Annotated in this window: 18 protein-coding genes; 12 read left to right on the forward strand and 6 right to left on the reverse strand. The window is 44.3% G+C overall.

Annotation, left to right across the window (positions count from 1 at the left end):
• Positions 1–13: 13 nt before the first annotated feature.
• Positions 14–1,495: an MFS transporter gene (locus AC0J2X_RS08170; RefSeq protein WP_049588619.1), complete on the forward strand. Its 1,482-nt coding sequence runs from the start codon at positions 14–16 to the stop codon at positions 1,493–1,495.
• Position 1,496: 1 nt separating this feature from the next.
• Positions 1,497–3,194, forward strand: a complete 1,698-nt coding sequence (locus AC0J2X_RS08175; protein ID WP_061485866.1) for an alpha-amylase family glycosyl hydrolase — start codon at positions 1,497–1,499, stop codon at positions 3,192–3,194.
• A 102-nt stretch (positions 3,195–3,296) separates the two neighbouring features.
• Here AC0J2X_RS08175 and AC0J2X_RS08180 read toward each other — a convergent pair whose 3' ends face one another.
• Positions 3,297–4,319: a LacI family DNA-binding transcriptional regulator gene (locus tag AC0J2X_RS08180; RefSeq protein WP_014949462.1), complete on the reverse strand. Its 1,023-nt coding sequence runs from the start codon at positions 4,317–4,319 to the stop codon at positions 3,297–3,299.
• 296 nt (positions 4,320–4,615) lie between these two features.
• On the opposite strand from AC0J2X_RS08180, the gene glnS reads away from it, so the two are divergent.
• Positions 4,616–6,283, forward strand: a complete 1,668-nt coding sequence (gene glnS / locus AC0J2X_RS08185) for a glutamine--tRNA ligase (protein WP_014976547.1) — start codon at positions 4,616–4,618, stop codon at positions 6,281–6,283.
• Between the two features lie 95 nt (positions 6,284–6,378).
• On the opposite strand, the gene AC0J2X_RS08190 is transcribed toward glnS, so the two are convergent.
• Positions 6,379–7,122, reverse strand: a complete 744-nt coding sequence (locus AC0J2X_RS08190; RefSeq protein WP_014976548.1) for a YciK family oxidoreductase — start codon at positions 7,120–7,122, stop codon at positions 6,379–6,381.
• Positions 7,123–7,442: 320 nt separating this feature from the next.
• Between AC0J2X_RS08190 and AC0J2X_RS08195 the strand changes: the two genes are divergently transcribed.
• The 4 genes from AC0J2X_RS08195 (at position 7,443) to AC0J2X_RS08210 (ending at position 14,694) form a co-directional block, all read left to right on the forward strand.
• On the forward strand, positions 7,443–10,040 hold the full coding sequence (locus AC0J2X_RS08195) for a VolA/Pla-1 family phospholipase (protein ID WP_039227766.1): 2,598 nt from the start codon (positions 7,443–7,445) through the stop codon (positions 10,038–10,040).
• 240 nt (positions 10,041–10,280) lie between these two features.
• A complete protein-coding gene (locus AC0J2X_RS08200; protein WP_278344211.1) occupies positions 10,281–12,803 on the forward strand; it encodes an acylase in 2,523 nt (840 codons plus the stop codon).
• Positions 12,804–12,922: 119 nt separating this feature from the next.
• Complete coding sequence (gene sohB / locus AC0J2X_RS08205; protein WP_039227763.1) at positions 12,923–13,969, forward strand: protease SohB; 1,047 nt, start codon at positions 12,923–12,925, stop codon at positions 13,967–13,969.
• A gap of 101 nt (positions 13,970–14,070) precedes the next feature.
• The gene (locus AC0J2X_RS08210; RefSeq protein WP_014949468.1) at positions 14,071–14,694 is read left to right on the forward strand and encodes a TetR/AcrR family transcriptional regulator; all 624 of its coding nucleotides are present in this window, start codon (positions 14,071–14,073) and stop codon (positions 14,692–14,694) included.
• Between the two features lie 175 nt (positions 14,695–14,869).
• Here AC0J2X_RS08210 and AC0J2X_RS08215 read toward each other — a convergent pair whose 3' ends face one another.
• Entirely contained in the window at positions 14,870–15,217 is a 348-nt protein-coding gene (locus tag AC0J2X_RS08215; RefSeq protein WP_014976552.1) for a hypothetical protein, read from the reverse strand.
• A gap of 230 nt (positions 15,218–15,447) precedes the next feature.
• Between AC0J2X_RS08215 and AC0J2X_RS08220 the strand changes: the two genes are divergently transcribed.
• Complete coding sequence (locus tag AC0J2X_RS08220) at positions 15,448–16,209, forward strand: Nif3-like dinuclear metal center hexameric protein (RefSeq protein WP_014976553.1); 762 nt, start codon at positions 15,448–15,450, stop codon at positions 16,207–16,209.
• A 15-nt stretch (positions 16,210–16,224) separates the two neighbouring features.
• Positions 16,225–16,971 (forward strand): methyltransferase, encoded by a 747-nt coding sequence (locus tag AC0J2X_RS08225; RefSeq protein WP_014949471.1) that lies wholly within the window; start codon positions 16,225–16,227, stop codon positions 16,969–16,971.
• Positions 16,972–17,065: 94 nt separating this feature from the next.
• Here AC0J2X_RS08225 and AC0J2X_RS08230 read toward each other — a convergent pair whose 3' ends face one another.
• On the reverse strand, positions 17,066–18,106 hold the full coding sequence (locus AC0J2X_RS08230; RefSeq protein ID WP_014976554.1) for a 2-hydroxyacid dehydrogenase: 1,041 nt from the start codon (positions 18,104–18,106) through the stop codon (positions 17,066–17,068).
• A 174-nt stretch (positions 18,107–18,280) separates the two neighbouring features.
• Positions 18,281–18,766, reverse strand: coding sequence for a glutathione peroxidase (locus tag AC0J2X_RS08235; RefSeq protein ID WP_014949473.1), 486 nt, complete (start codon positions 18,764–18,766; stop codon positions 18,281–18,283).
• Between the two features lie 88 nt (positions 18,767–18,854).
• Here AC0J2X_RS08235 and AC0J2X_RS08240 point away from each other — a divergent pair, with 88 nt between their 5' ends.
• Positions 18,855–19,730, forward strand: coding sequence for an NAD(P)-dependent oxidoreductase (locus AC0J2X_RS08240; RefSeq protein WP_014976555.1), 876 nt, complete (start codon positions 18,855–18,857; stop codon positions 19,728–19,730).
• 145 nt (positions 19,731–19,875) lie between these two features.
• On the opposite strand, the gene AC0J2X_RS08245 is transcribed toward AC0J2X_RS08240, so the two are convergent.
• Positions 19,876–21,459 carry a response regulator gene (locus AC0J2X_RS08245; RefSeq protein WP_075176671.1) on the reverse strand — a complete coding sequence of 528 codons (1,584 nt, stop codon included), beginning with the start codon at positions 21,457–21,459 and terminating at the stop codon, positions 19,876–19,878.
• Positions 21,460–21,718: 259 nt separating this feature from the next.
• Between AC0J2X_RS08245 and AC0J2X_RS08250 the strand changes: the two genes are divergently transcribed.
• Both AC0J2X_RS08250 and AC0J2X_RS08255 read left to right on the forward strand, forming a co-directional pair.
• Complete coding sequence (locus AC0J2X_RS08250) at positions 21,719–22,873, forward strand: acyl-CoA dehydrogenase family protein (protein WP_069944328.1); 1,155 nt, start codon at positions 21,719–21,721, stop codon at positions 22,871–22,873.
• A gap of 59 nt (positions 22,874–22,932) precedes the next feature.
• The gene (locus AC0J2X_RS08255; RefSeq protein WP_069944329.1) at positions 22,933–24,063 is read left to right on the forward strand and encodes an enoyl-CoA hydratase/isomerase family protein; all 1,131 of its coding nucleotides are present in this window, start codon (positions 22,933–22,935) and stop codon (positions 24,061–24,063) included.
• Positions 24,064–24,119 lie beyond the last annotated feature (56 nt).

The following is a 24,119-nucleotide window of genomic DNA, read 5'->3' on the forward strand; positions in this document are numbered from 1 at the left end:
AATAGAGCAAAGTATGCAAGCAACTCAACCACGCCTTTCTTTCTGGCAAATATGGAACGTCAGCTTTGGCTTTCTAGGTGTTCAATTCGGTTTTGCACTGCAAAACGCAAACGTAAGTCGGATCCTTTCAGACTTAGGGGCAGACCTTCACTCGCTATCACTATTTTGGCTCGTCGCGCCAATCATGGGGTTAATCGTTCAACCAATTGTTGGCTCAGCATCTGATAGAACGTGGAATCGATTAGGTCGACGCCGCCCGTTCATCCTTGCTGGTGCAATCGCCGCAGTATTGGGTATGATTTTACTGCCTAATGCGCCGATATTTGTTGCCTTCTTGGCACCTATGGTAATGGGCGCGTTAATGGTTGCACTTATGGACGCGTCGTTTAACGTATGTTTTCAGCCGTTTCGCTCATTGGTGTCAGACATGGTACCGCCGTCACAACGCAATGTTGGCTATTCGATTCAGTCATTACTGATTAATATAGGCGCAGTTATCGGCTCAATACTGCCATTTGTACTTACCAATGTTATTGGCCTTGAAAATACGGCACAAATGGGTGAGGTTGCACCTTCTGTTGTTTGGGCTTTCTACATTGGCGCTACAGTACTGCTTGGTACGGTCATTTGGACGGTAGTTCGTACCAAAGAATACGCACCAGATGAATACAACCGCTATAAAGGGCTTACCGAAGAGCAGCCTGCAACTGAAAAAGCGCCTAAAGCACCGCTAGGACAACGCTTAAGTGAGTTTTTCACGTTAGTAAAAGATATGCCAAAGACGATGAAACAACTTGCTGTCGTGCAGTTTTTCTCGTGGTTTGCACTCTTTATTATGTGGGTATACACCACACCTGCTATTACGCAACATATATGGAATGTAGATAAGCAGTGGTTTGACCCAGCTTATATTGCTGCAGCCCCGATGGTGCCTGAAACCATCATCATGGCCAAGGGAGCCGCTGGTGATTGGGTAGGGATTCTATTTGCTGCGTATTCGGTATTTGCTGCTATTTTTTCTATTTTCTTGGCAAAACTTGCTGACAAGTTTGGACGCAAAACGGTTTACGCTTCGTCTTTAGCGCTAGGTGGCCTGAGCTACGTAAGCTTCTTGTTATTCCAAGACCTAACGATGATCAACGTAAACTTACTGATTACTGAAGTAACAGTACCTTTGGGCGCAGTGAAGCTGTTAATCCCTATGGTAGGCGTAGGTATTGCGTGGGCTGCTATTCTTGCTATGCCTTACGCTATGTTAGCTGGTGCGTTACCTGCAAATAAAACGGGTGTTTATATGGGTATCTTTAACTTTACCGTAGCCGCCCCTCAAATTGTATCGGGCCTAACTGCTGGCTGGATTCTAAGTTCTGTTTTCGACAACGACGCAAAGTACATTATCGTTGTTGCCGGAGTTTCTATGTTAATTGGTGCGGTTTCAGTTTTCTTCGTGAACGAGGCCGATAAGCAAGAAATTGAAGAAGCGCAGGGAGCTTAATATGTCATTTAATCGTACAACAATCGCATTAACGTTAGCTGGTTTATTTTGCTCAGCCTGCTCGAGTACGTCTGTTCCTTCATCTAACGATATACAAGAAAACAGCCACGCTATCGTGGGTACCACTACGCCATTTGCTAGCGAAGCGGTGTACTTTGTTGTAACAGATCGTTTTGTAGACGGCGACCCTTCGAACAATCATGAAGAGCAGGGAGGCGATCACCCTACGTGGCAACTGCCCTTAGAAGGTCCTGAAGGTAAGAAAGCCTATGTGGGTTACATGGGCGGTGATTTACAGGGTATCTTAAACAACGCCGATTACATTAAAGAAATGGGGTTCACGGCAGTATGGATGACGCCTGTCCACGATAACCCGGACTATGCGTTTAATGGTGATGAACCCATTACTTATGGCGGTGCCTTTAAAGACGGTGGTAAAACGGGTTATCACGGCTATTGGGCAACTAATTTCTATAAAGCTGACGAGCATTTGGTTAGCGCCAATTTAAGCGTTAGTGACTATACGGCGAAAATGCGTCAGCATGGCCTTAAGTCCGTGTTTGATATTGTGGCAAATCATGGCACACCAAGCTTCACCATGGAGAAGGACTTACCTGGCTACGGGGAAATATATGACAGCGATGGAAATCTGGTTGCTGATCATCAAAACTTAGCGCCTGAAGAGCTTGACCCTGAAAACAACCCGCTTCATAGCTTTTTTCACAACTATCCAGATTTAGTTAAGCTTTCTAATCTAGATGACGAAAACCCCGCCGTACGCGATTATCTCATCAACAGCTATTTGTATTGGATTTCTCAAGGTGCTGATGCATTTAGAATAGATACAATCAGGCATGTGCCTCATGCGTTTTGGCGTGAAGCGTCAGATCGTATACGCGAGCAAAACCCTGACTTTTTTATGTTTGGCGAAGCATTTGACTATGAGGCGAACAACATTGCCCAACATACGTTACCGAAAAATGGGGGCGTCAGTGTATTAGACTTTCCTATGCAAAAGGCCATGGTGAGTGTATTTGAAAAGCCGCTAGAGAGTGATTTTGCTGACTTAGAAACGGTGCTTCATCTTACGCACGGGCCATATAACAATCCATATGAATTAACTACGTTCTACGATAACCACGATATGGCGCGCATTAATGCCACTGATGAAGGCTTTATTAATGCGCATAATTGGTTGTTTACAGTAAGAGGCATTCCGGTTGTATACATGGGATCTGAAATTGGCTTCATGCGCGGTACGGCGGAACATGCCGGCAATCGTAACTATGTTGGCCAAGAGCGCCTAGACCAAGCCAAGACACATCCTATTCAACAGGCGCTAACAAAGATTGCCAATGTGCGTAAAAACACGGTAGCACTGCAGCGCGGTGTTCAAGTCAACGTTGAACTTGACGGGCATCAAGCGGCGTTTTATCGCGTTGTTGATACTGCAGAAACACAGCAGACTGCACTTGTATTACTTAATAAGGGTAATGCCGCACAATCTTTTGAGGTTAGTGACTTTATGCAATCGGGCGACTGGACGGAACAATTATCTGGAGAAACGCAAACGGTAAAACTAGGTGATGCGTTAACCGCAACGGTTAAGCCCAATGGCGTTCAGGTATGGGTGCGCGAGGGTCAAGTAAGTAACAGTGCATTACTTGCTCAAATTAAGCATCAGTTGGCCCGCCAATAAAACGTGTTTAGCGCACAATAAAAAAGCCCCGTGGTTGTTTAACGCCCGGGGCTTTTTGTTAATCAGTGATTGCTTAATTTCTAGCGTGTAATTTGCGCACGCTTACTCACTGCCACATGACTGCCTAATAATAATATCCGCAGGCATTAAATAATCCTGAACGTCTTCGTTGTTAATGGCTTTTAATAAGGTGTTTACCAATAACTCGCCCGCCAGTTTGGTATTTTGCTGAACAGTGGTGAGCGAAGGCGTGGTGTAGGCTGAAACCGCAATATTGTCATAGCCAACCACGGCTACATCATCAGGCACATTCACTTTTGCCTGGCGCAGCGCTCTAAGCACGCCCATTGCAATAAGGTCCGATGCGCAGACAATTGCTTGGGGAAGTTCGCCACTTTGCAGCAATGATTTCACCGCTTCTGACCCCGCATCCTCAGTCGAAATAGCATTGCGTTGAACACTTGACTGATCAAGCCCATGAGATTGAAGTGTTTCAAAATAACCGTTAAAACGCGCTTTGAATTCAGGGGCGTGATCGCCGTTGTCGCCAATAAACGCAAAGGAAGTTTTACCCAAGCCAATTAAATGTGACGTTATGCTTTGGCCACCTTGATAGTTATCACAACCGATACTAACCCCTGGGTGGGCTTCATCTGGCGCACCCCAACGAACAAAGTGCGTGCCCTGTGATTCAAGTTGCGCGACTTTGTTTTGGTAATCAGTATAGTCGCCATATCCTAATAGAATAATGCCGTCAGCCTTATTTGAGTCTTCATATTCTGCGTGCCAGTCATCATCTAAATTTTGGAAGGACACAAGCAGATCATAGTTTGCTTGCGCACACGCGCGGGTAATACTGCCGAGCATCGCTAGGAAGAACGGATTAATCATCGAATCATCGGACGTAGGATCTTCAAACAAGAGTAGGGCAATTGTGCTGCTCTTTTGCTTTCTCAAGTTACTTGCGTTTTTATCCACTTTGTAATTGAGTTCCCGGGCAATACGCTGAACGCGATCTCTAGTTTCTTGATTAACTAGCGGGCTATTATTTAACGCTCGCGAAACCGTCGACTGCGAAACACCTGCCAAGTGGGCAATGTCAAAAGAGGTTGCTTTTTCTTTCATAAACACCATGATTTGCTGCTACGACCTTGTTGTCGCGAATTTAGATTACCATATTTTTATAATGACGCGCGCATTTTGAGACGCAGTCGCTCAAATGCCACGCAAAGTTACGATTTCGTTAGTGCTTATTTATATTTTGGAAGTCATAACGGCATTTAGTTTTAGAAGGTATTTGCAGATCGCTCTTAATTCAATCACTTGTCAGGCTTCTTTGAATAAAACATGGTTGAAGTAATTGCGAGAGTGTTATACTCAGCGAGATTTTGAAATATTACGTGCATAAGGGGAACAAGCGAATGGCCGAGACTGAACACCGTCCGACCAATTTTATCCGTCAGATTATTGATAAAGACCTGTCTAGTGGTCTACATGACGCAATTAAAACACGGTTTCCACCAGAGCCGAATGGCTTCTTACACATTGGCCACGCCAAGTCTATCTGCTTGAATTTTGGTATTGCTCAAGACTACACAGGTACGTGCAATTTACGCTTTGACGATACCAACCCTGCAAAAGAAGACATTACCTTCGTTAATTCAATTAAGGAAGATGTGCAATGGCTTGGATTTACGTGGGACGGAGAAGCGCGCTATTCATCGAATTACTTTGACCAACTACACGCATACGCCGTTGAACTTATTGAAAAAGGCTTAGCCTATGTAGATTTTTCAGCGCAAGACGTTATGCGCGAAATGCGTGGCACACTTAAAGAGCCTGGTCAAAATAGCCCTTATCGCGATACAGACGTTGAAACTAACCTCAGTGAGTTTGCCAAAATGACGGCAGGCGAATATAAAGAAGGTGAGTGTAGTCTGCGTGCGAAAATTGATATGGCATCGCCATTTATGTGCATGCGTGACCCGGTAATTTATCGCGTTAAGCATGCTCACCATCATCAAACTGGTGATAAGTGGTGCGTGTATCCAATGTACGATTTTACACATTGTATCTCAGACGCCATTGAGGGAATAACGCACTCCCTGTGTACACTAGAGTTCCAGGATAACCGTCGTCTTTATGATTGGGTTATCGAAAACATTTCTATCGACTGCACGCCAAGACAGTATGAATTCTCACGTCTTAATCTAGAATATACGGTATTAAGCAAGCGTCGTCTGATTCAGTTAGTCGACGAAAACCATGTACATGGCTGGGACGACCCACGCATGCCTACCATTGCAGGTTTACGCCGTCGCGGCTACACACCGGGTTCAATCGTTGAGTTTTGTAAACGCATCGGTGTGACTAAGATGGACAACATGGTTGAAATGTCCATGCTAGAAGCGTGCATACGCGACGACCTAAATGCAAATGCTCCTCGCGCAATGGCCGTACTAGATCCAATAAAGCTCGTTATCGAAAATTATGAGGAAGGCCAGACAGAAACGCTGGTTGCGCCAAATCATCCTAACGATGAAAGTATGGGTACGCGTAACATCGGCTTCAGTCGCGAAGTGTATATAGAAGCAGAAGACTTCCGAGAGTCGGCGAACAAGAAGTTTAAGCGCTTAGTGCTTGATAAAGAAGTTCGTCTTCGCAACGCCTACGTGGTTAAAGCTAATCGCGTTGAAAAAGATGAAAATGGTAATGTAACAACCGTTTTTTGTACTTATGACGCAGATACTCTAGGTAAAGATCCGGCTGATGGCCGCAAAGTTAAAGGTGTTATTCATTGGGTGGATGCAGCAACAGCACAGGCAGCAGAGTTTAGGCTTTACGACCGCTTGTTTAACGTGCCTAACCCAGCAGCGGAAGAAAACTTTACCGATGCGATTAACCCTCACTCGTTGGAAGTAAAACACGGTTGGGTAGAAGCCGGATTGGCAGACAATGTTCCTGAAGTAGGAGCATGGCAGTTTGAACGCACTGGCTACTTCTGTGTAGATAAAGACAGCACAGACGACAAGCCGGTCTTTAACCGCACAGTAGGTCTACGAGATACCTGGGCCAAAATGGGCGAGTAGGCACTGGCCTTTAGCCATTTATGCGCTGTAAACAAAAAACCGCTTAAGTGCTGCTTAAGCGGTTTTTTTGTTTAAAGGAACATTGCTTTCGTTAATTACTTTGGTTGGCAATCAAGTGACTGTCCGGTTGTTTCCTTACTGTCCTCGCCCATAAGATAAAGATATGTAGGCATAATATCTTCAGGTGTTTTTAGTGTTTCAGGGTTTTCTGCTGGAAACGCTTGAGCGCGCATTTGTGTGCGGGTACCACCTGGATTAATACAGTTAAAGCGCAGTGACTTATTTCGATATTCATCAGCAAGGGTTTGCATAACGCCTTCTGTTGCGAATTTTGATACGGCGTACGTACCCCAAAATGCGCGACCTTTTCTGCCTACGCTAGAGGTGGTGAAAATTACCGATGCACTTTCTGCCTTCTCTAAAGCGGGAATAAGCGCTTGTGTCATGAAGACCATGCCATTTAGGTTAATTTGCATCACGTCTTGCCATTCTTGCGCATCAATATCTTTAAATGCACTTAGGTGGCCTAAAATACTCGCATTGTGAAGAACACCATCTAATCGGCCAAACTGGTCAATAATGGTTTGCGTCATTTGCTGATAATGAGAGGGCGTTGCGCCTTTGATATCTAAAGGAACAATGGCGGGTTCTTGACCACCTGCTGCGACAATGTCGTCGTACACAGCTTCAAGTTTAGACACGGTGCGGCCTAATAAAATACAAATAGCGCCATGTGCAGCATACGTTTTTGCGGCTTGTGCACCAATTCCATCGCCAGCCCCGGTGATAAGAATAACTTTATCGCGCAATAAATCCGCTGGTGCGTTGTAATCGTTCATCATTTTCCTTCAAAAGGTTCATTTATATCGCAATGATTGGGGCCTGTAGACCCAATTAAGAATCAAACCCCAGATCATACTCAGCCTGACTCACAAGTAAAACAATGAATGAAAATTTCTTCAAACGTAAAAAAAGTTAACAAAAGTAGTTAACAAAACTTTGCAAAGTTGCAACAAAGTCAATAAGATTGAGGAAGATACAACTGGTCTAACATGTTTAAAACTATCATCTACGCCTGTAAAGACAGGGTAGACCAAGCTACTTTTAATAGAGTTAAGTTTTAGACACAGAATAACAACAATGCTTGTAGGGAGTAGAGATGAGAAAACTCGTATTAAGTTCCAGTGTGGCCCTTGCGCTGGGTCTAGCAGGCTGTGGTGGCTCCGATGAAACCCTTTCCGACATTCAGGCCGAAACAGAAGTCCAAACACCATTTTCACGAATCGTTTTTGACCCAGCTAATGGGAACTTGAACATTCCAAACGACCTTCTGATGCTTCCAGGCGATGATGGTTTCTTTGATTACACACTGAATATTCCGGTCGATGACCCTACAGATTTTGCTGACCCGCAAAATGCACTTAACGTGTTAGACGGTTGGTCAACTCAACACCCGTTTGTAATTAATGTAGAAACACCTGCTGGCGCATCGCTTGATGCAAGTACATTATCTTCTGGCGTGTTGCTTTTTGAAGCAACGTTAGGTCTTGACCAAAGTGATCCTGACTGTGCGCAGGTTACAACACCTTCTGCGGGTTGTAAGCTTGGCGATCAACTTACCTTTGGTGTTGATTACGTACTCAGCCTTGCTGATAGCAACACAATCACTTTTGTTCCTCTTAAGCCGCTAAAAGCAGCTCAGGGCTACATGTTAGTAATGACCACTGATTTGAAAGACTCTTCTGGCAAATCGGTTCAGGGGTCAACTACGTGGGACTCAGTAAGACAAGACATCGACACTAATCCTCTATCAAGTGCAGCACAGCTTCAATTACAAGGCTTAGTTAATTCGTTAGTTAATCCAGTGCTTGGTGCGGGTTTCGATCGTGAAGACATTACTTACGTGTCAGCTTTCACCACACAGTCTATTGCCAACTCGCTTGATACCATCAAGAAGGTCATGATTAGCCGTTTTGCACAACTGGCTGCTGGCGGTGACCCGTCCGCTCCAACTGCACTACCTGCAATCACGGTAAGCGATGTATCTGCAGCGCCTAATGCCATGGAAGCACTTGGTCTTGTAAACGCTACTGTTGTAGCTGGCGCAGTAGAGCAGGGTAAACAAGGTCTACCAGATAATATTCAAGCAGCGATTGACGCTACTGATTTCAGCTTGTTAGAAACTTGTGCAGGACTTGCGGGTACTGCGTCTGGTCAACTTTCTGCTCAATGGGGTGCGCTGAACGAATTTGCTGTTGGTGTTTCTACGGGCATTTTAGCGCAAGCCGGTCCATTTTGTGCAGCTCAACGTTATGAAGGTAATATTGCATTGCCTTATTTCTTGGGTGTTCCAAGTGCAGAGAACCCACTTGCTCCAGTAAATGATTTCTGGAAGGCAGCTTGTGACAGCGGAATTGTTTTAGCTGGTGCTCCTCAAGAATTACTTGCAGACGCAGAGCCAGGTCCTAATGCAGCAATGTGTTCTTCACTAGGCCTTGCAGACGTTCGTATTAACGGCGAAATGTTAGATAGCGCAAGAAACATTACTAAATTCAACCCATATCCACAGCCTACTGGCGGAAACATGGGTACAGAAACGTTAGACGTTCAGGTTACTATTCCTGACCCAGCAATTGCAGGTGCTTTAGGTTTTCCTATCAGCATGCCTGAAGCCGGTTGGCCAGTGGTTATTCTAGCGCACGGCATTACCAGCCAAAAAGAAGATATGCTTGCCATCACTGGTACTCTGTCTCTAGCAGGTATTGCGTCAGTAGCAATCGACCAACCATTACACGGTAGCCGCGGTTTTGACCTTAATGGCGACGGTACAGATGAACTGAACGCGACTACGGTTAGCGCAACTCACTATATGAACCTTGCCAGCTTGCCTACGGCTCGGGACAATCTACGCCAAAGCGTGTCAGATTTACTTGGTCTACGTTTAGGACTAAACGCAGTTGTCGATACCACAGCAGCGCAAAATGTTAAGTTTGATATGTCACGTGTATCGATTATGGGTGTGTCTCTAGGCGCTATCACTGGTGGTAATTTTGCTTCAGTGGCAAACACGTCGATGGGCGGCGATTTAGCAGCACTTGATGGCATGTTTGCTGTCAAGCAAGCTTCTCTTGAGTCTCCAGGGGGCGGTGTTGCTCAGTTCCTAATTGAGTCAGCCGCGTTTGGTCCTCTTATCAAAGGTCTGTTGCTGTCTCAGGCTTCTGAAGAGTTTGTTGCCTTGCTAAATCAACTGTATGAAACCACTGATGTGAGCGAAGAACAACTTCGCGCAGCGGTAGCGATTTTCGAAGAAAATCTTACTGCTGAGCAGGCTGCCGAAGTAAATGCAGTATTTGCAGAGTTTGCTTTTGCTGCGCAAACGGTAATGGATGCTGGTGACCCTACTAACTACGCTCAGACACTGGGTAGCAATACGCCAGTTCATATGATGACGGTAGTGGGTGATGGCAGCGACGCGAACCTTCCGGATCAAGTTATTCCAATTTCAACAGCGTTACCATTGTCAGGTCAGCTTCCTCTGGCAGCGACCATTGGCTTAGAGCAAGTGACAACCACGCAAGGTCCTGGTACAGATCCAATTAGCGGAATTGTACAGTTCAATAGTGGTGCTCATGCTTCTAGCTTAAGCCCTGCGGCGAGCGCAGCGGTAACAACGGAAATGCAAAAAGAAGTGGCGGGTTATATTGCGTCTGACGCACTTGTACTGCCAATTTCTGATGAAAGTGTTGTAGCGAACTAGCCAAGGGTAGTTTGCTCCAATGGGCAGCGTTACAACTGCTTACATTTTACAGAAAGAAAGCCGGCGTTATTGCCGGCTTTTTTGTAGAAAAATTATAATGTTGTTTGAATGTTTTCATTTGTTAATGTAGTGTGAATTCAGGTCGGATCAGTTTTACTTATGCTGTAATTAACACCGCTTTGAAGACGCGTGCGGTAAGAGTGGTTGACCTTTTTCATTTATCATTAGGGAACATTTGAGATGATTGACAACACCTTTAACGCTAAACGGACGCTTATTGCGTTATCACTCACTGCACTTCTCGGTGCGTGCGGCGATAACGATAACGACTTTTCTAACGTAGAACAACCAGCGCCCACAACGCCTACGACACCCGAACCAACACCAGCACCAATTCCAGCATTTTCTCCTGACGGTACACTGTCCGCGGATGTTACCTGGACCACCTATGGCGTTCCGCATGTGAAAGCCGATAACCTAGAAAGTATGGCTTACGGTGTGGGTTATGCGTTTGCACGCGATAACCTTTGTGTATTGGCCGACCAGATTGTTAAGTATAACTCTGAGAGAGCTAAGTATTTTGGTCCAGATACTGTACCTGGTAGCGGTGATTCAGAGCATCTTATTAACGATTTCGGTTTTCTTACTCTAGGTATTAGAGAGTTAGCAGAAGAGAACTTACCTCGGTTGTCTGCTAATTCACGTGCAATGTTTCAAGGCTACACTGCTGGATACAACCGGTACTTAGCTGAAACTCCTGTAGAAGAACGAGATCAAAGCTGTGCTGGCCAACCATGGGTCACTGAAATTGATAGTGTGGATCTATTAACGTACTCATTAGGCGTGGCGCTATTACCTGGGGCCGCTAATTTCTTAGGACCTATGTTTATTGCAGCGCCTGAAGGTGAGAGTTATCTACCTACTCCAGCTGCGTCCTCAAGTGACGTTGCTTCTACGTTTAAGATTTCACCAACGGTAGGTCTGCCTGAAAAAAATCCTCAAGAAATGGGCTCTAATGGTTGGGGGTTAGGCAGCGATAAAACGACCAATGGCAAAGGTATGGTTTTAGGCAATCCGCATTTTCCTCACACAGGAAATCTACGCTTTTGGAATTTTCATGCTCAAGTACCCGGACACTTGAATGTAACAGGTGGCTCGTTGATGGGATTGCCTGGTGCAGTAAATATCGGATTTAACGAAAACGTTGCATGGACACACACCTTCTCGACGGCTGAACATTTTGTTGTGTATCAGCTGACCCTCGACGAAAATGATGAATCTGGCCTTACCCATATGGTTGATGGCAACAGACGCACCATCTATGAAAAGCCACTTCAAATTGATGTCGCAGTGGGTGGAGGGCAAACCATTAAGCTTAATAAGACCGCGTATTACACCAACTACGGTCCAATGATTGAAGTGCCTGGTAACTTTGATTGGAATGGTAATAATGCCTTTGCCATAAAAGACGCAAATCTGCCTAATTTCGATATTGTAGACCATTGGCTTGCCATGAATATGGCGACATCCATGGACGAGTTTAAGCAGGCGTTTAAAGATTACGACGGTGTTATTTTCAATAATACAATGGCTGCCTCTGATGATGGTCAAGTCTTCTACATTGACGATTCAACCGTGCCGAATCTAACCGAAACCGCAATTGAGCAACTAACGACTAACCCGTTACTTATTCAAACTAAAGCAGCTGCTGGCTTTACCGTATTACCGGGTAACATTTCGCAGTTTGATTTCGAAGGACCCGTTCCATACGAAGAAGCGCCTAAGTACGAGGGCACGGATTCAGTTCAAAACTCGAACGACAGCTATTGGTTAACGAATTTAAACTCACCAATTGTTGTAAGCAATCCGCTATTTGGTAGCGTGGAATATCAACAAACACTACGCTCAAGAATGGGTCAACAGTTTATTGAAAACGAAGCGGGAAGTGACGGAACCTTTACGCCAGACGAAGTGGAAGGCTTACTGTTTAATAACAGAAGTTATTTAGCAGAGAATATTTTGCCTTCATTGCTTTCGCTATGCGCCGCGCAAGGTTCAACACCTGTAGATGTAGACGGAACTAGCGTTGATGTTTCACAAGCCTGTGCTGCGTTGGAGGATTGGGATGGCACCATGAACCTTACAAGTACTGGTGCACACGTGTTTAGAGAGTTTGCATTCCAGTTTAACCAAGCGCCACAGTGGGAGACGCCGTTTTCACTAGAATCACCAGTCACTACGCCTTCTGGCTTGATGCAAAATGACGTTACTCTTGAACAATTGGCAAGAGCAACTCAAGTGATTGAGCAAGCAGGTGTCGCATTCGACGCGCCGCTAGGGGACGTTCAGTTTGTTGAGCGAAGCCTGCCAGATGGCACGGCGTCTGGTATCAAACTACCATGGGCTGGTGCACACAATATTGAAGGTGGCTTTAACGTGTTTGACCTTATAAGCAACAGGAACGGTACGTTGCTTCCACGTCATAACTACGAGCCTGTGAATAGTAACACCATAATGAGTGCAGAAGCTGAAGGCTACCATATTAACTATGGCACCAGTTGGGCTATGGTTATTAACTTCACTGATGAAGGCCCCAAGGGACGGGGTATTCTGACCTACTCACAATCTCGCAAGTATGGCAGTGAACATTTCTTAGACCAAACTCAGCTTTATTCTACGCAGCCTACGCTAAGAGATATCTTCTTTACTGACGAGGAGATAGAGGCTAACAAGATAGAGCAAGTTACCCTATCGTCAGAATAAGATGAGACTGGTATTATAACGTAATTAGCAAAGCGGCGTTGCTTTTCACAAAGCAAGGCCGCTATTTACGTTGTGGGTAAACAACGACGCTTACCCGTTTATTTTACTAGGAGTAAAGTTTGGAGTTTTTGTACGAGTACGGTTTGTTTGTTGCCAAGGCAGTAACGCTAGTTATCGCTTTTATTGTGGTTGTATCTACCATTGTTGGCTTAGCGAGTAAGCAAAAGCATGGGAAAGGGCAACTTGAAATCGTGTCTATTTCTGAGCAGTTGAAAGACATTACAAATTACGCGAAACAGGTTCTGTTAGATAAAAATGCGTTAAAGAAATTAGCCAAGGAACAGAAAAAAGAAGCGAAAGCTAAAAATAAAGCAAAAAACAAAGCCAAAATCACAGAACAGGGCGAAGAGTCTGAGAAGTCCCGTCTTTATGTCATCGACTTTAAAGGTTCGATGGACGCCAATGAAGTGGAACACTTAAGAGAAGAAATTACCGCTATCTTATGTGTAGCGAATAAAGAAGACGAAGTCTTGGTTCGACTTGAAAGTGGTGGGGGTGTTGTACACGGCTATGGACTTGCAGCGTCTCAACTTCAGCGTATCAAGGAAAAGGGTCTTAAACTAACGATTGCGGTAGATAAAGTGGCGGCAAGCGGTGGTTACATGATGGCTTGTGTTGCAGACAAATTACTGGCGTCTCAATTTGCTTACATTGGCAGCATAGGCGTTTTAGCTCAGTTGCCTAACTTCAATAAACTATTGAAGAAAAATGATATTGAGTTTGAACAACACACCGCTGGTGAATTCAAGCGTACTCTAACCGTATTTGGTGAGAACAACGATGAAGGCCGCGCGAAATTTAAAGAAGAAATTGAAGAGATTCATGTACTGTTCAAAGACTTCGTTCAAAGCCAGCGTCCAGATATGGACATCGATAAAGTCGCCACAGGCGAGTATTGGCCAGGTATTAAAGCTAAGTCGCTTGGCTTAATTGACGACATCACAACCTCAGATGACTATATTCTTTCTCATTATCCCGCACGCGAAATATTTAGTGTTAAGTATGCTGTGAAGAAAAATGTAGCAGAGAAACTGGGGATGTCTGCAGCAAATGTTGTTGAGCGCGTGTTTATGAAATCAATGAGCAAAGCGCGTCACTGGTTTTAATAGCGACAATTTGTCTGTGTTGATAATTCAGGACCGATAAAACGATTGTTAACACAGACATACGTTAAATTTTTAACCTACAAAAAGATAATAAAAAGAATATGGCACGGCATACTAAAACCGATATATTAGATGCGGCAGAATACTTATTTTCTCAAAGCGGGTTTACTCAAACATCCATGCGCGAGATTACTGCCAGAGCAGAAGTGAATTTGGCGTCGGTGAACTATCACTTCGGCAGTAAGAAGAATTTAATTCAAGCCGTGTTTAAAAGGTACTTTGATCACCTAATGCCGCAGGTAGAGTCTTGCTTGGCGTCTTTGACACCTATGGAAGGTGCGAAGGGCGTTGAGCAACTCTTGTATTCGTTGATCCCTCCTATGCTTAACCTCAACACCATTTCAGAGCAGGGTACTTCTACGTTTGTTAAGTTGCTAGGACGTGGCTACAACGAAACTCAGGGGCATTTGCGTAAGTTCTTAATGAATGATTACGGTGATTGTATCCGTGCACTTGTCGACGCCATAAGGCGTTGTCTTCCTGATCTACCTGAGGAAGAACTATTCTGGCGCTTGCATTTTGCGATGGGAAGTTTTGTATTTTCAATGGCGTCGAGCCAAGCGCTAACAGAAATAGCTGAGTCTGACTTTCACAAGCATGTCGATATAAAAGAAGTTATCCAGCACCTAGTTCCATTCGTAGCCCAAGGGCTAGCAGGCAAATAATTCAAGCGCGCTCGTTAAATACTCAGTTGAGAAAGAGTGGTAAGCTATTATTATTTCATAATAAATAGTGAAGGGGTCACATAACATAAGTGCCTCAACGACACTTACGGTATGCGACATTTATTGCGTTTTTACACCAGTAGCTAAACTAGATATTAAATCAGGTTATGCAAAATTATCGAGGAAGGGTTGCGCCAGGCGCCTCTGCATTGAGCTTTTCTGCCCAGAAATCCTTTACCGAAAATCCTGACTTTTTGGATGAAGGTGCCTTTTTCTTCGCTGGTTTCGCTGCGGCTTTTGCCTCTTTCTTTGGCGCTTTTTTCTCTTCACTTTCACTCGTGGCGTCAGAAGAGCCAGAAGCTAACGACGCTGTCATCTCTTGAAGCTGTGCTAAACGGACGTTCTTACCGCCATCTACACTGTACCAACCACTTTTGCTTTCAATAGATGGTGCTTTGCCGTTCGCCTTTTTATAAGCTTCGGTAAATGCTGCTACCACTTCGTCTTTGTCTAAGTTTGCCATGCTTTTTTGCTCTTTATTTTGTTAAGATGACGAACGCTATGCGACGTATGTAATTGCTATTACGCTGAGAAAAACTCGCCCAGCGTAACGACCAAGCCAGCAAGTATCGCAAAACTAAAATTGGATCTACTCACCACTCATAATTGTCTAATTACAGGTATAATGCTAAACGTTCGCGTCTTTTTATAACGTTTTTTGAACAATTTGTCTAACTTTCAACCGGAGGACTTGTGTCTATTACCCGCCTAGAACTACAAAATTATCTTGATGGAATGTTAAGGGTTAGCGAGATCAGTGATTATTGCCCCAATGGATTACAGGTAGAGGGCGCAAGTAAAATTGAGAAGATAGTTACCGGTGTAACTGCGTCACAAGCACTCGTTGATGCCGCCATAGAAGCTAAGGCAGATGCGCTAATTGTTCACCATGGTTATTTTTGGAAAGGTGAGTCACAAGTGATTGCGGGCATGAAAAAGCGCCGCCTTCAAGCGCTACTGTCAAATGATATCAATTTGTTTGCTTATCACCTTCCACTGGATGTACACCCTGAATTTGGCAACAACCGACAACTTGCATCGCTATTAGGCATTCAAAATATAAGTGCGGTGAGCGGTGTGAAGCCTGTTGGCGTTGTTATGCACGGAAATTTTGAAGAAGAAATTGAAGGGTCAGCGTTACAGGTTAAATTACAGAAGTTGCTGGGGAGAGACGTGCTGATTGAGGGGCCTGTATCAAAACCTATATCGAAGCTTGCTTGGTGCACGGGAGGTGGACAAGGATTCATCGAACAAGCGGTTGAACTGGGCGTCGATGCATTTATTACCGGAGAAGTGTCTGAACAAACTGTACACACGGCAAGGGAAATGGGGATAACTTTTTTTGCTGCTGGTCATCATGCTACTGAACGCTACGGTGTGAAATCCTTAGGAGAGCACATTGGGCAGCAATTCGACGTGCCTGTCGAGTTTATTGATATTGACAATCCTGCTTAGCGATGACTGTAGTATATGAATAACGATCGTATCTTCGATGGTATTGCAGAAAAATTCTCAAGCAATATATATGGCACTACTAAGGGAAAGCTCAGGCACACCTTATTATGTGATGTTCTCGAGCCTTATTTAACCACGCCTGTTCGCGCTATTGAAATAGGTGGGGGGACAGGTGTAATGACAGCGCATATTGCTTCTAAAGGGCATTCTGTTGTGTTAACTGACGCGTCGAAGGATGTACTTAAACAAGCTGAGGCACTGCTTGCAGATGCACCAAATATTACAATTAGGCATCAATATTTGCAGCAGATTGAGGATTTAGACAGTTTTGATTTAGTGATTTGCCATGCGGTTTTAGAGTGGCTGGATGCGCCCTTTGATGCTATCGATTTTATGTATAAGAACATGAAGCCAGGGTCCCGTTTAAGCCTAAGCTTTTTCAACCAAGATGCGAATTTGTTTGCCAATGCTATCTACGGAAACTTTGATTACATCGCGAAAGGGATGAAAGTTAAAAAGCAAGTTAGACTGAATCCAAAACAGCCGTTAAGTGCAACCCGCGTGGTTGAACATTGTGAATCATTGGGTTTCAAAATTATCGAAAAAGCAGGCATTCGTTGTTTCCATGATTACATGCGAGATATAACCCATCAAAGCAGCAAATTTGATGACTTACTTGCGCTAGAGCGGCAGTATCATAGGCAAGCGCCTTACCTTTGGTTAGGAAAATATTTTCAGCTGATTCTAGAAAAAGAGAAATAGAAAAAGCCAGTAAAAAAGAGTTTGTTGGGATATTTACGTGACGGACTACATAGGGTTATGAGCGCACTAATACGTAGATAGTTGTAGTGGCGCCTTAGAGCGCGTTCTCACCCGTCATAATATTATTGACCGTGATTTTTGCGATTTCCTCTAAGGCTTCGAGCGTGAAGAACCCTTGGTGGCCCGTTATTAAAACGTTCGGAAACGTAGTTAAGCGCTGAAAAATATCATCCTGAATTATGTCTTGCGAATGATCGTTAAAAAACAGTTCGGATTCTCTTTCGTAGACATCTAGCCCTAAATATCCAATTTTTTTCGACTTAAGCCCTTTAATGATGGCATTGTCATCGACAAGCCCGCCTCTTGACGTATTAATTAGCATGACGCCTTGAGGCATTTTATCAATACTCTTCGCATTGATTATATGATGACTCTGTTCGTTGAGCGGGCAGTGCAGGGTAACAATAACGCTTTTTTCAAGTAGTTCATTGAGCGTTACATAATGGGCTCCCATTGTGGTTACATCATTGTTTGTATGCGGATCGAAGCAAAGCACATGGCATCCAAATCCCAATAGTATGCGTATAACCGCTTGTCCAATCTTTCCTGTGCCAATTACCCCTACGGTTTTACCGTGAAGCGTAAAGCCCATCAATCCTCCAAGATTGAAGTTGCCTTCGCGTACTCGGTTGTATGCTTTATGTGTTTTTCGGTTCAACGTAAGGATTAGCGCAATTGTATGTTCAGCTACGGTTTCAGGGCTATAAGCGGGTACGCGGCTTACAGTGATACCTGCCTTTGCTGCTGCATCCACATCAACATTGTTGAAGCCAGCGCAGCGAAGCGCGATATGTTTAACGCCACAGAGTTTTAGAGCTTCAATGGTTTTCCTATTAATGTCGTCATTTACAAACACAACAACATCGCTGAATCCACTGCAACTCGCAGCGGTTGAAGCGTTCAGTGGGTGTTCAAAAAATGTGGCATTGATGGTTTTGTCACTAGCACCGTTTAATGTTTCCAGCAATTCAGAAAACAGAGCGTGTTCATAAGAGCGAGTACTAAAAAAAGCGATGTTTTTGTGTTGTTGGTCGCTGAGGTTATCGTGCGCTTTTTTACGTGCAGAGGTATTCATTTTAGTACCCAGTTAAGTCACTTTGACGGCAAAAAATTACCACATTCACATTCAAACTACATAGATGTAGATCAATAAATCTAGCGGGATGTATTGAGCACTAACGCATTAGGTATATTTCAAAACGCTCGTTCACTGCCGCCATGTCGGCGGCTATCTAAACTGCAAAGCGTACTAATTCGCTGATAAAAGCTTAGCGATGTCTTTTTCAATGGCTTCTGGTTTTACAGTAGGCGCATAACGTTTTAGCACCTTGCCTTGAGCATTAACTAAGAATTTAGTGAAGTTCCATTTTATACGTTTTGTGCCAAGAAGACCGGGGGCTTCGTTTTTCAATTCATCAAAGAGCGGATTGGCATCTGGACCATTTACATTTGTTTTCTTAAATAATGGGAATGAAACGCCAAAATTAAGGCTACAAAATTGCGCAATATCTTCGTCGCTACCTGGCTCTTGATGTCCGAACTGATCGCAGGGAAACCCTAAAATTTCAAAGCCCTTATCGTTGTATTTTTTATAGAGCGACTCTAGTCCTTCATATTGAGGAGTAAAGCCACATTTGCTTGCCGTATTAACAATAAGTAATACCTTACCCTTGTATTGTTCAAGGGTAGTTTGTTCACCGTTGTTCAACGTAATAGCGTGTTCATAGAGCGCCAAAATTATTTTCCTATATTTTTGTTGTTGTTAAGTCTGTTACTCTTAGGTAATCCAACCATCTTTGTTAAGTATCTAGAGTATATTTTGTATGAGTAATTTGAAAGTGAGTTTTTTGGGCTTGGGTGTAATGGGCTATCCTATGGCAGGGCACTTGAGCAAAGCTGGCTATTCGGTCACTGTTTATAATCGTACCTCTCAAAAGGCACAGGATTGGCTAACAACCTATAACACTGACGACGCTAAAGTCAGTGCTAGCAATACCGTTGCGCAGGCGTGTGAAGGCGCTGACATCGTATTTATGTGTGTGGGTAACGACAATGATGTAAGAGATGTGGGCACACAGGCGTTAGCAGTGATGAAGACGGGCAGTGTGCTGGTCGATCATACGACTGCATCAGCAGATATTGCCAGAGAACTATATAAAAGCTGCCAAGATAAGCAAGTTGGCTTCTTGGATGCACCGGTTTCTGGTGGCCAGGCTGGGGCTGAGAACGGGCAGCTGACCGTTATGGTGGGCGGCGATGAAGACGTATACAGCACGGTTGAGCCGGTAATGGCACATTATGCACGACACAGTCAGCTACTTGGTAAGAGTGGCAGCGGTCAACTAGCAAAAATGATGAATCAGATTTGTATTGCCGGCATTGTACAAGGCTTGGCTGAAGCACTACATTTTGGCCAGCGTGCTGGGCTTGATTGTAATGCGGTTGTCGATGTTATTAGCAAAGGCGCAGCTCAGTCGTGGCAGATGGAAAACAGAGCCAGCACGATGCTAAATAACAGCTTTGATTTTGGTTTTGCTGTTGATTGGATGCGTAAAGACTTAAGTATTGCATTGGATGAAGCGCGTAAGAACGGTTCGACTTTGGCGCTAACGGCACTTGTTGATCAATATTATGCAGATGTTCAAAAGCTTGGTGGCGGCCGTTGGGATACATCGAGTTTGCTTACCCGACTCAAATAACGCTAACAGACTAACAAGAATAAAAGGCCCGCTGGTTTACAGTAAAATGTACTAAACAGCGAAAAACAGTGGCGTTCTGGAAGCGGTGCGTTGTTATCCATAACGCAGGTTATGGATGTTGCTTTAGTCATTTGCTAATTAAACATTACAGCGCCTGTTCTTGAGCAGATAGCGTAAGCTGTTCCAAACGGGCCTTGTTAACGTCATTCAAGGGGAGTGACATTATCTTGTCGAGTAGCTGTCTGACGTTAAATTTTCGGTAAACACCTGTGTCTGACTCAATCATGCACTGAAGAAGGTTTAAGCCAAACGCTGCGGTATCAGGTGAGAGTTGGAAAGCATCATAAAAATGCCTCATTGCCTTGTTGAATAAGCCTTCGATAAAAAGTTGTGTGCCGGCCTCGTTTATAGAAATGGCCTGTTCGTGATTTAAACCTAACCTTTCTCCACCCGAAAAAATCAGCTCGTCATTCATAACCTGTTCTGAAATAGCTTGTAACTCCGCGTTTTTTCGCTTAGCCATCAAGAGTAACTCACCAGCTTTACGTTCATCTCCAAGACCGTGATGTACTTTTGCGGCAATAACGAGGATAGACGGCTCAGTACGAAGGTAGTTGTCGACGTAGTCGCTTTCAAGCAAATGTGCCGCTTTTTCTAAGTCGCCGTCCAGCACAGCCGAGAAAGCCAGAAGGTAGTCTCTTTTTTGTAAAGTCTGCGGGTCGCCCTGACTTCTTCCGGCAATGCCTACTAATTTTCTAGCCTGAGACAAGCTTTCTTTTCTATTGGTTTCAGGCGACTCTTCTGCAAGAAACAAATAGAACTCAGCGAGCTCAAACGTAAAGTCATTGAACCTGTCTTTTGCACTGCGATGCATAGCCCGTTTCTTCTGTAAGAGATCGATGGCTTCTACAACCTTGTCCTGCTTTTGATAGGCAATGGTTTTTAACTTTGCAGCTGGTAGGCTTAATTCACTAAACTTAATTTCATTTAAGTATTTTTCTACTTGATCGTAGGAGTCTTGTTCAAATGATATGGATGCAAGCCATTCAAATGCCTTGTCACGAGCCAAGCTAGAGTTAACCATTTGGCTCAAATGGCTTTTACAATGTGGCCATTGACCCGAAGCGTACTGGCACTTTACTTTTCCCCATTGTGCCCAAAGGACTTTGTCAGAGCGGGTTAACACATCATCATAAATACTCAACGCTCGTTGCAAATCACCATTCTCGAAAAGAAGACGCGCATAAAGCTTTCTAATTTCAGCAACAAGCCGAGGAGGAATGCCTTCGGTGATCTTAGCTCTAACGACACTAATTGCTCGGTCAAGTTGTTTGTTATCCAGCGCGTGCAATACGTTTTTAACAAAGTCTCGATAACTTAAGTAATGGTTAATTTGGCGGGTTAGTGAAGCAATGGTGTATGGCTTAATAAGCAAAACGTCAGGCTGTAAATCCATTATACGGCCAATAATTTGCGGTGAGCGATCAGACGTTAAGAAAATAATGCCTGTGCTAGGTCTTATAAAGCCTGCCTCTCTTAAACTCTGGATCCATTCCACGCCTGTTTTGCCTTGACCTAGGTGATAGTCCATTAACAGGAGTTCAAAGTTTTGCTTTTTAAGTGCCGCTTTCAGTTCTACACCAGATGCAAAGCTACTTACCGATAAGTTAGCAATTGACATTAAATGTCCTCGAAGCGCAGTCCGAGCAGTAGCATTGTCTTCTACTATAGCTATTCTGAATTCCACGGCGACCAAACAAGGTTTACTTACATCAACCTAGCTTATCAGCGGCGAGATAAAAGTGCATTATTAAAAAGGATAACTTTTTTCTGCTTCGTGCTGGAGTCTATAAAGAAACAGCATTTCTCGTCACAAAATATTTACGTTAACCCTCAATGTTTTTAAATAAAAATTTACCTTTACGTTTACGTAAGGGGTAAGTATTGGTTATTGTAGTTCAAAAGCAAATCAATTGAGGATATGCCTAATGAATTTTGAATTAACCGATGACCAGTTAGCCTTTGAAGAGACCGCCCGTCAATTCGCTCAGCAAGAGCTAGCACCTAACGCCGCTATGTGGGATAGAGACCATCACTTCCCAGTAGAGGCAATAAAGAAAGCGGGTGAATTAGGCTTCTGTGGATTGTATGCGCCTGAGAGTGCAGGTGGGTTGGGCTTATCTAGGCTCGATTCCTCCATAATCTTCGAGCAGCTTTCAATGGGATGTACCACGACTACAGCTATGTTAACCATACATAACATGGCAACGTGGATGATTGCCACTTGGGGCACCAGTGAAGTTAAAGATACGTGGTGTGACCAACTGGTAACCGGTGACAAGCTGGCGTCATATTGCCTAACCGAGCCTGGCGCTGGTTCTGATGCAGCGTCGCTTAAAACAAAGGCGACGAAAGCTGACGGTGGGTATGTCCTTAACGGGTCTAAGGTGTTTATCTCTGGTGCTGGCAGTACGGATGTTCTTGTTGTAATGGCGCGTACAGGGGAAGATGGTCCTAAGGGCGTATCTGCATTCGCGGTTCCGGCTAATGCCGACGGGATTGAGTACGGTAAAGCCGAAGAAAAAATGGGGTGGAATGCACAGCCCACTCGTATGATCACGTTCGATAACGTGAAATTAGATGCTAGTTGGTTACTTGGCGAGGAAGGACAAGGCTTTAAAATGGCCATGCAAGGGCTTGATGGCGGCCGAATCAATATTGCAACTTGCTCGGTAGGAACTGCACAGCAGGCGCTAAACGTTGCGCGCGACTACATGAATGAACGTGAGCAGTTTGGTAAACCTATTGCAGGTTTCCAGGCATTACAGTTTAAATTAGCTGATATGGCTACTGAACTTGTTGCAGCGAGACAAATGGTACGTATGGCGGCTTGTAAGCTGGATAATAACGACCCAGACAAAACCACCTATTGCGCTATGGCGAAAAGGTTTGCGACAGATGTTGGCTTCAATGTATGTAACGATGCCCTTCAGCTACACGGCGGGTACGGTTATATCAAAGAATATCCGTTGGAGCGTCACTTCAGAGATGTTCGCGTACATCAAATATTGGAAGGCACCAATGAAATTATGCGCGTTATCATTGGTAGACGTTTGTTGTCAGATGAGAGAAGTGTACTGTAGTACACTTCGCTAACGAACTAATTCAGGCACGATTTAATGGACTATGGGAAGGAGTGAAAATGACAGATGTGGAATCGGTAGTCATTGTTGATGAAATCAAGACGTCTAGCAATGACTACACAATAGGCCGTTTAACGCTTAACAAGCCAAAGGCATTAAATGCATTGGATTTGGAAATGGCTGGCATCATGCTTGACGCGCTTCAGCGATGGCAGTCTCGCGACGATATCGTAGCTGTTGTGATCGATGCTGCTGGCGAGAAGGCATTTTGCGCCGGTGGTGACATAGTGTCTATGTACAAATCGATGGTGGAAGCTAATGGGCAAATTCCAGCTTTCTTAGAAACATTTTTCGAAACTGAATACACGCTAGATTATACTATTCACAATTACAGTAAGCCTATTGTTGTTTGGGGCAGTGGTATTGTTATGGGCGGTGGCATGGGGCTTCTATGCGGTGCAAGCCATCGAATAGTAACCGAAACCTCTCGTCTTGCTATGCCGGAAATTACGATAGGTTTGTACCCGGACGTAGGCGGAAGCTATTTTCTACCTCGCTTACCAGGAAAAGCAGGTCTCTTCCTAGGTTTAACTGGCGGCCAAATGAATGGCTCCGATGCTTGCTTTGTAGGGCTTGCAGACAGTTTGCTGGCGAGTACCGAAAAAGACACTTTGCTTAATACCCTCGTAGAATACACGTGGGAAAAGACCGACAGCGAAAGTTTGGATTCTAGTGTTTCGCACATTATCAACACAATGAAAACGCCTGAAGAACTTCCCAATGGCAACGTTGAGCCGAATATGGCACTTATTAATGACTTGTGTTCGGCTGACAATGTTACCGATGTAGTTCATGCCATTCTTAACGCAGACATGAGTGAGAATAAGTGGTTACAGAGAGCGCAAAGCACTTTAGCCAAAGGTTCTCCTATCACTATGCATTTGGTGTTCGAGCAATGTAAGAAAGGTGCGAATATGACGTTGGCTGACTGTTTTAGAATGGAAGCTGATATGTCCTGTCGATGTGGAGAAAGTGGAGAGTTCCAAGAGGGTGTAAGAGCGCTTTTGATTGATAAAGACATGTCACCACAGTGGAAATACAAAACAGTAGATGAAGTGCCGCAAAGCGCAATAGCACATTTCTTCACTTCTCCATGGGCTGAAGAGCAACATCCATTGGCAAAGCTGTAGTGTAAAAGTTCTCCAAATAAGCACGAAAGCGCCCAGTATTAGTGTTAACTCGGCGT

Source organism: Alteromonas sp. R7 (assembly GCF_055755235.1).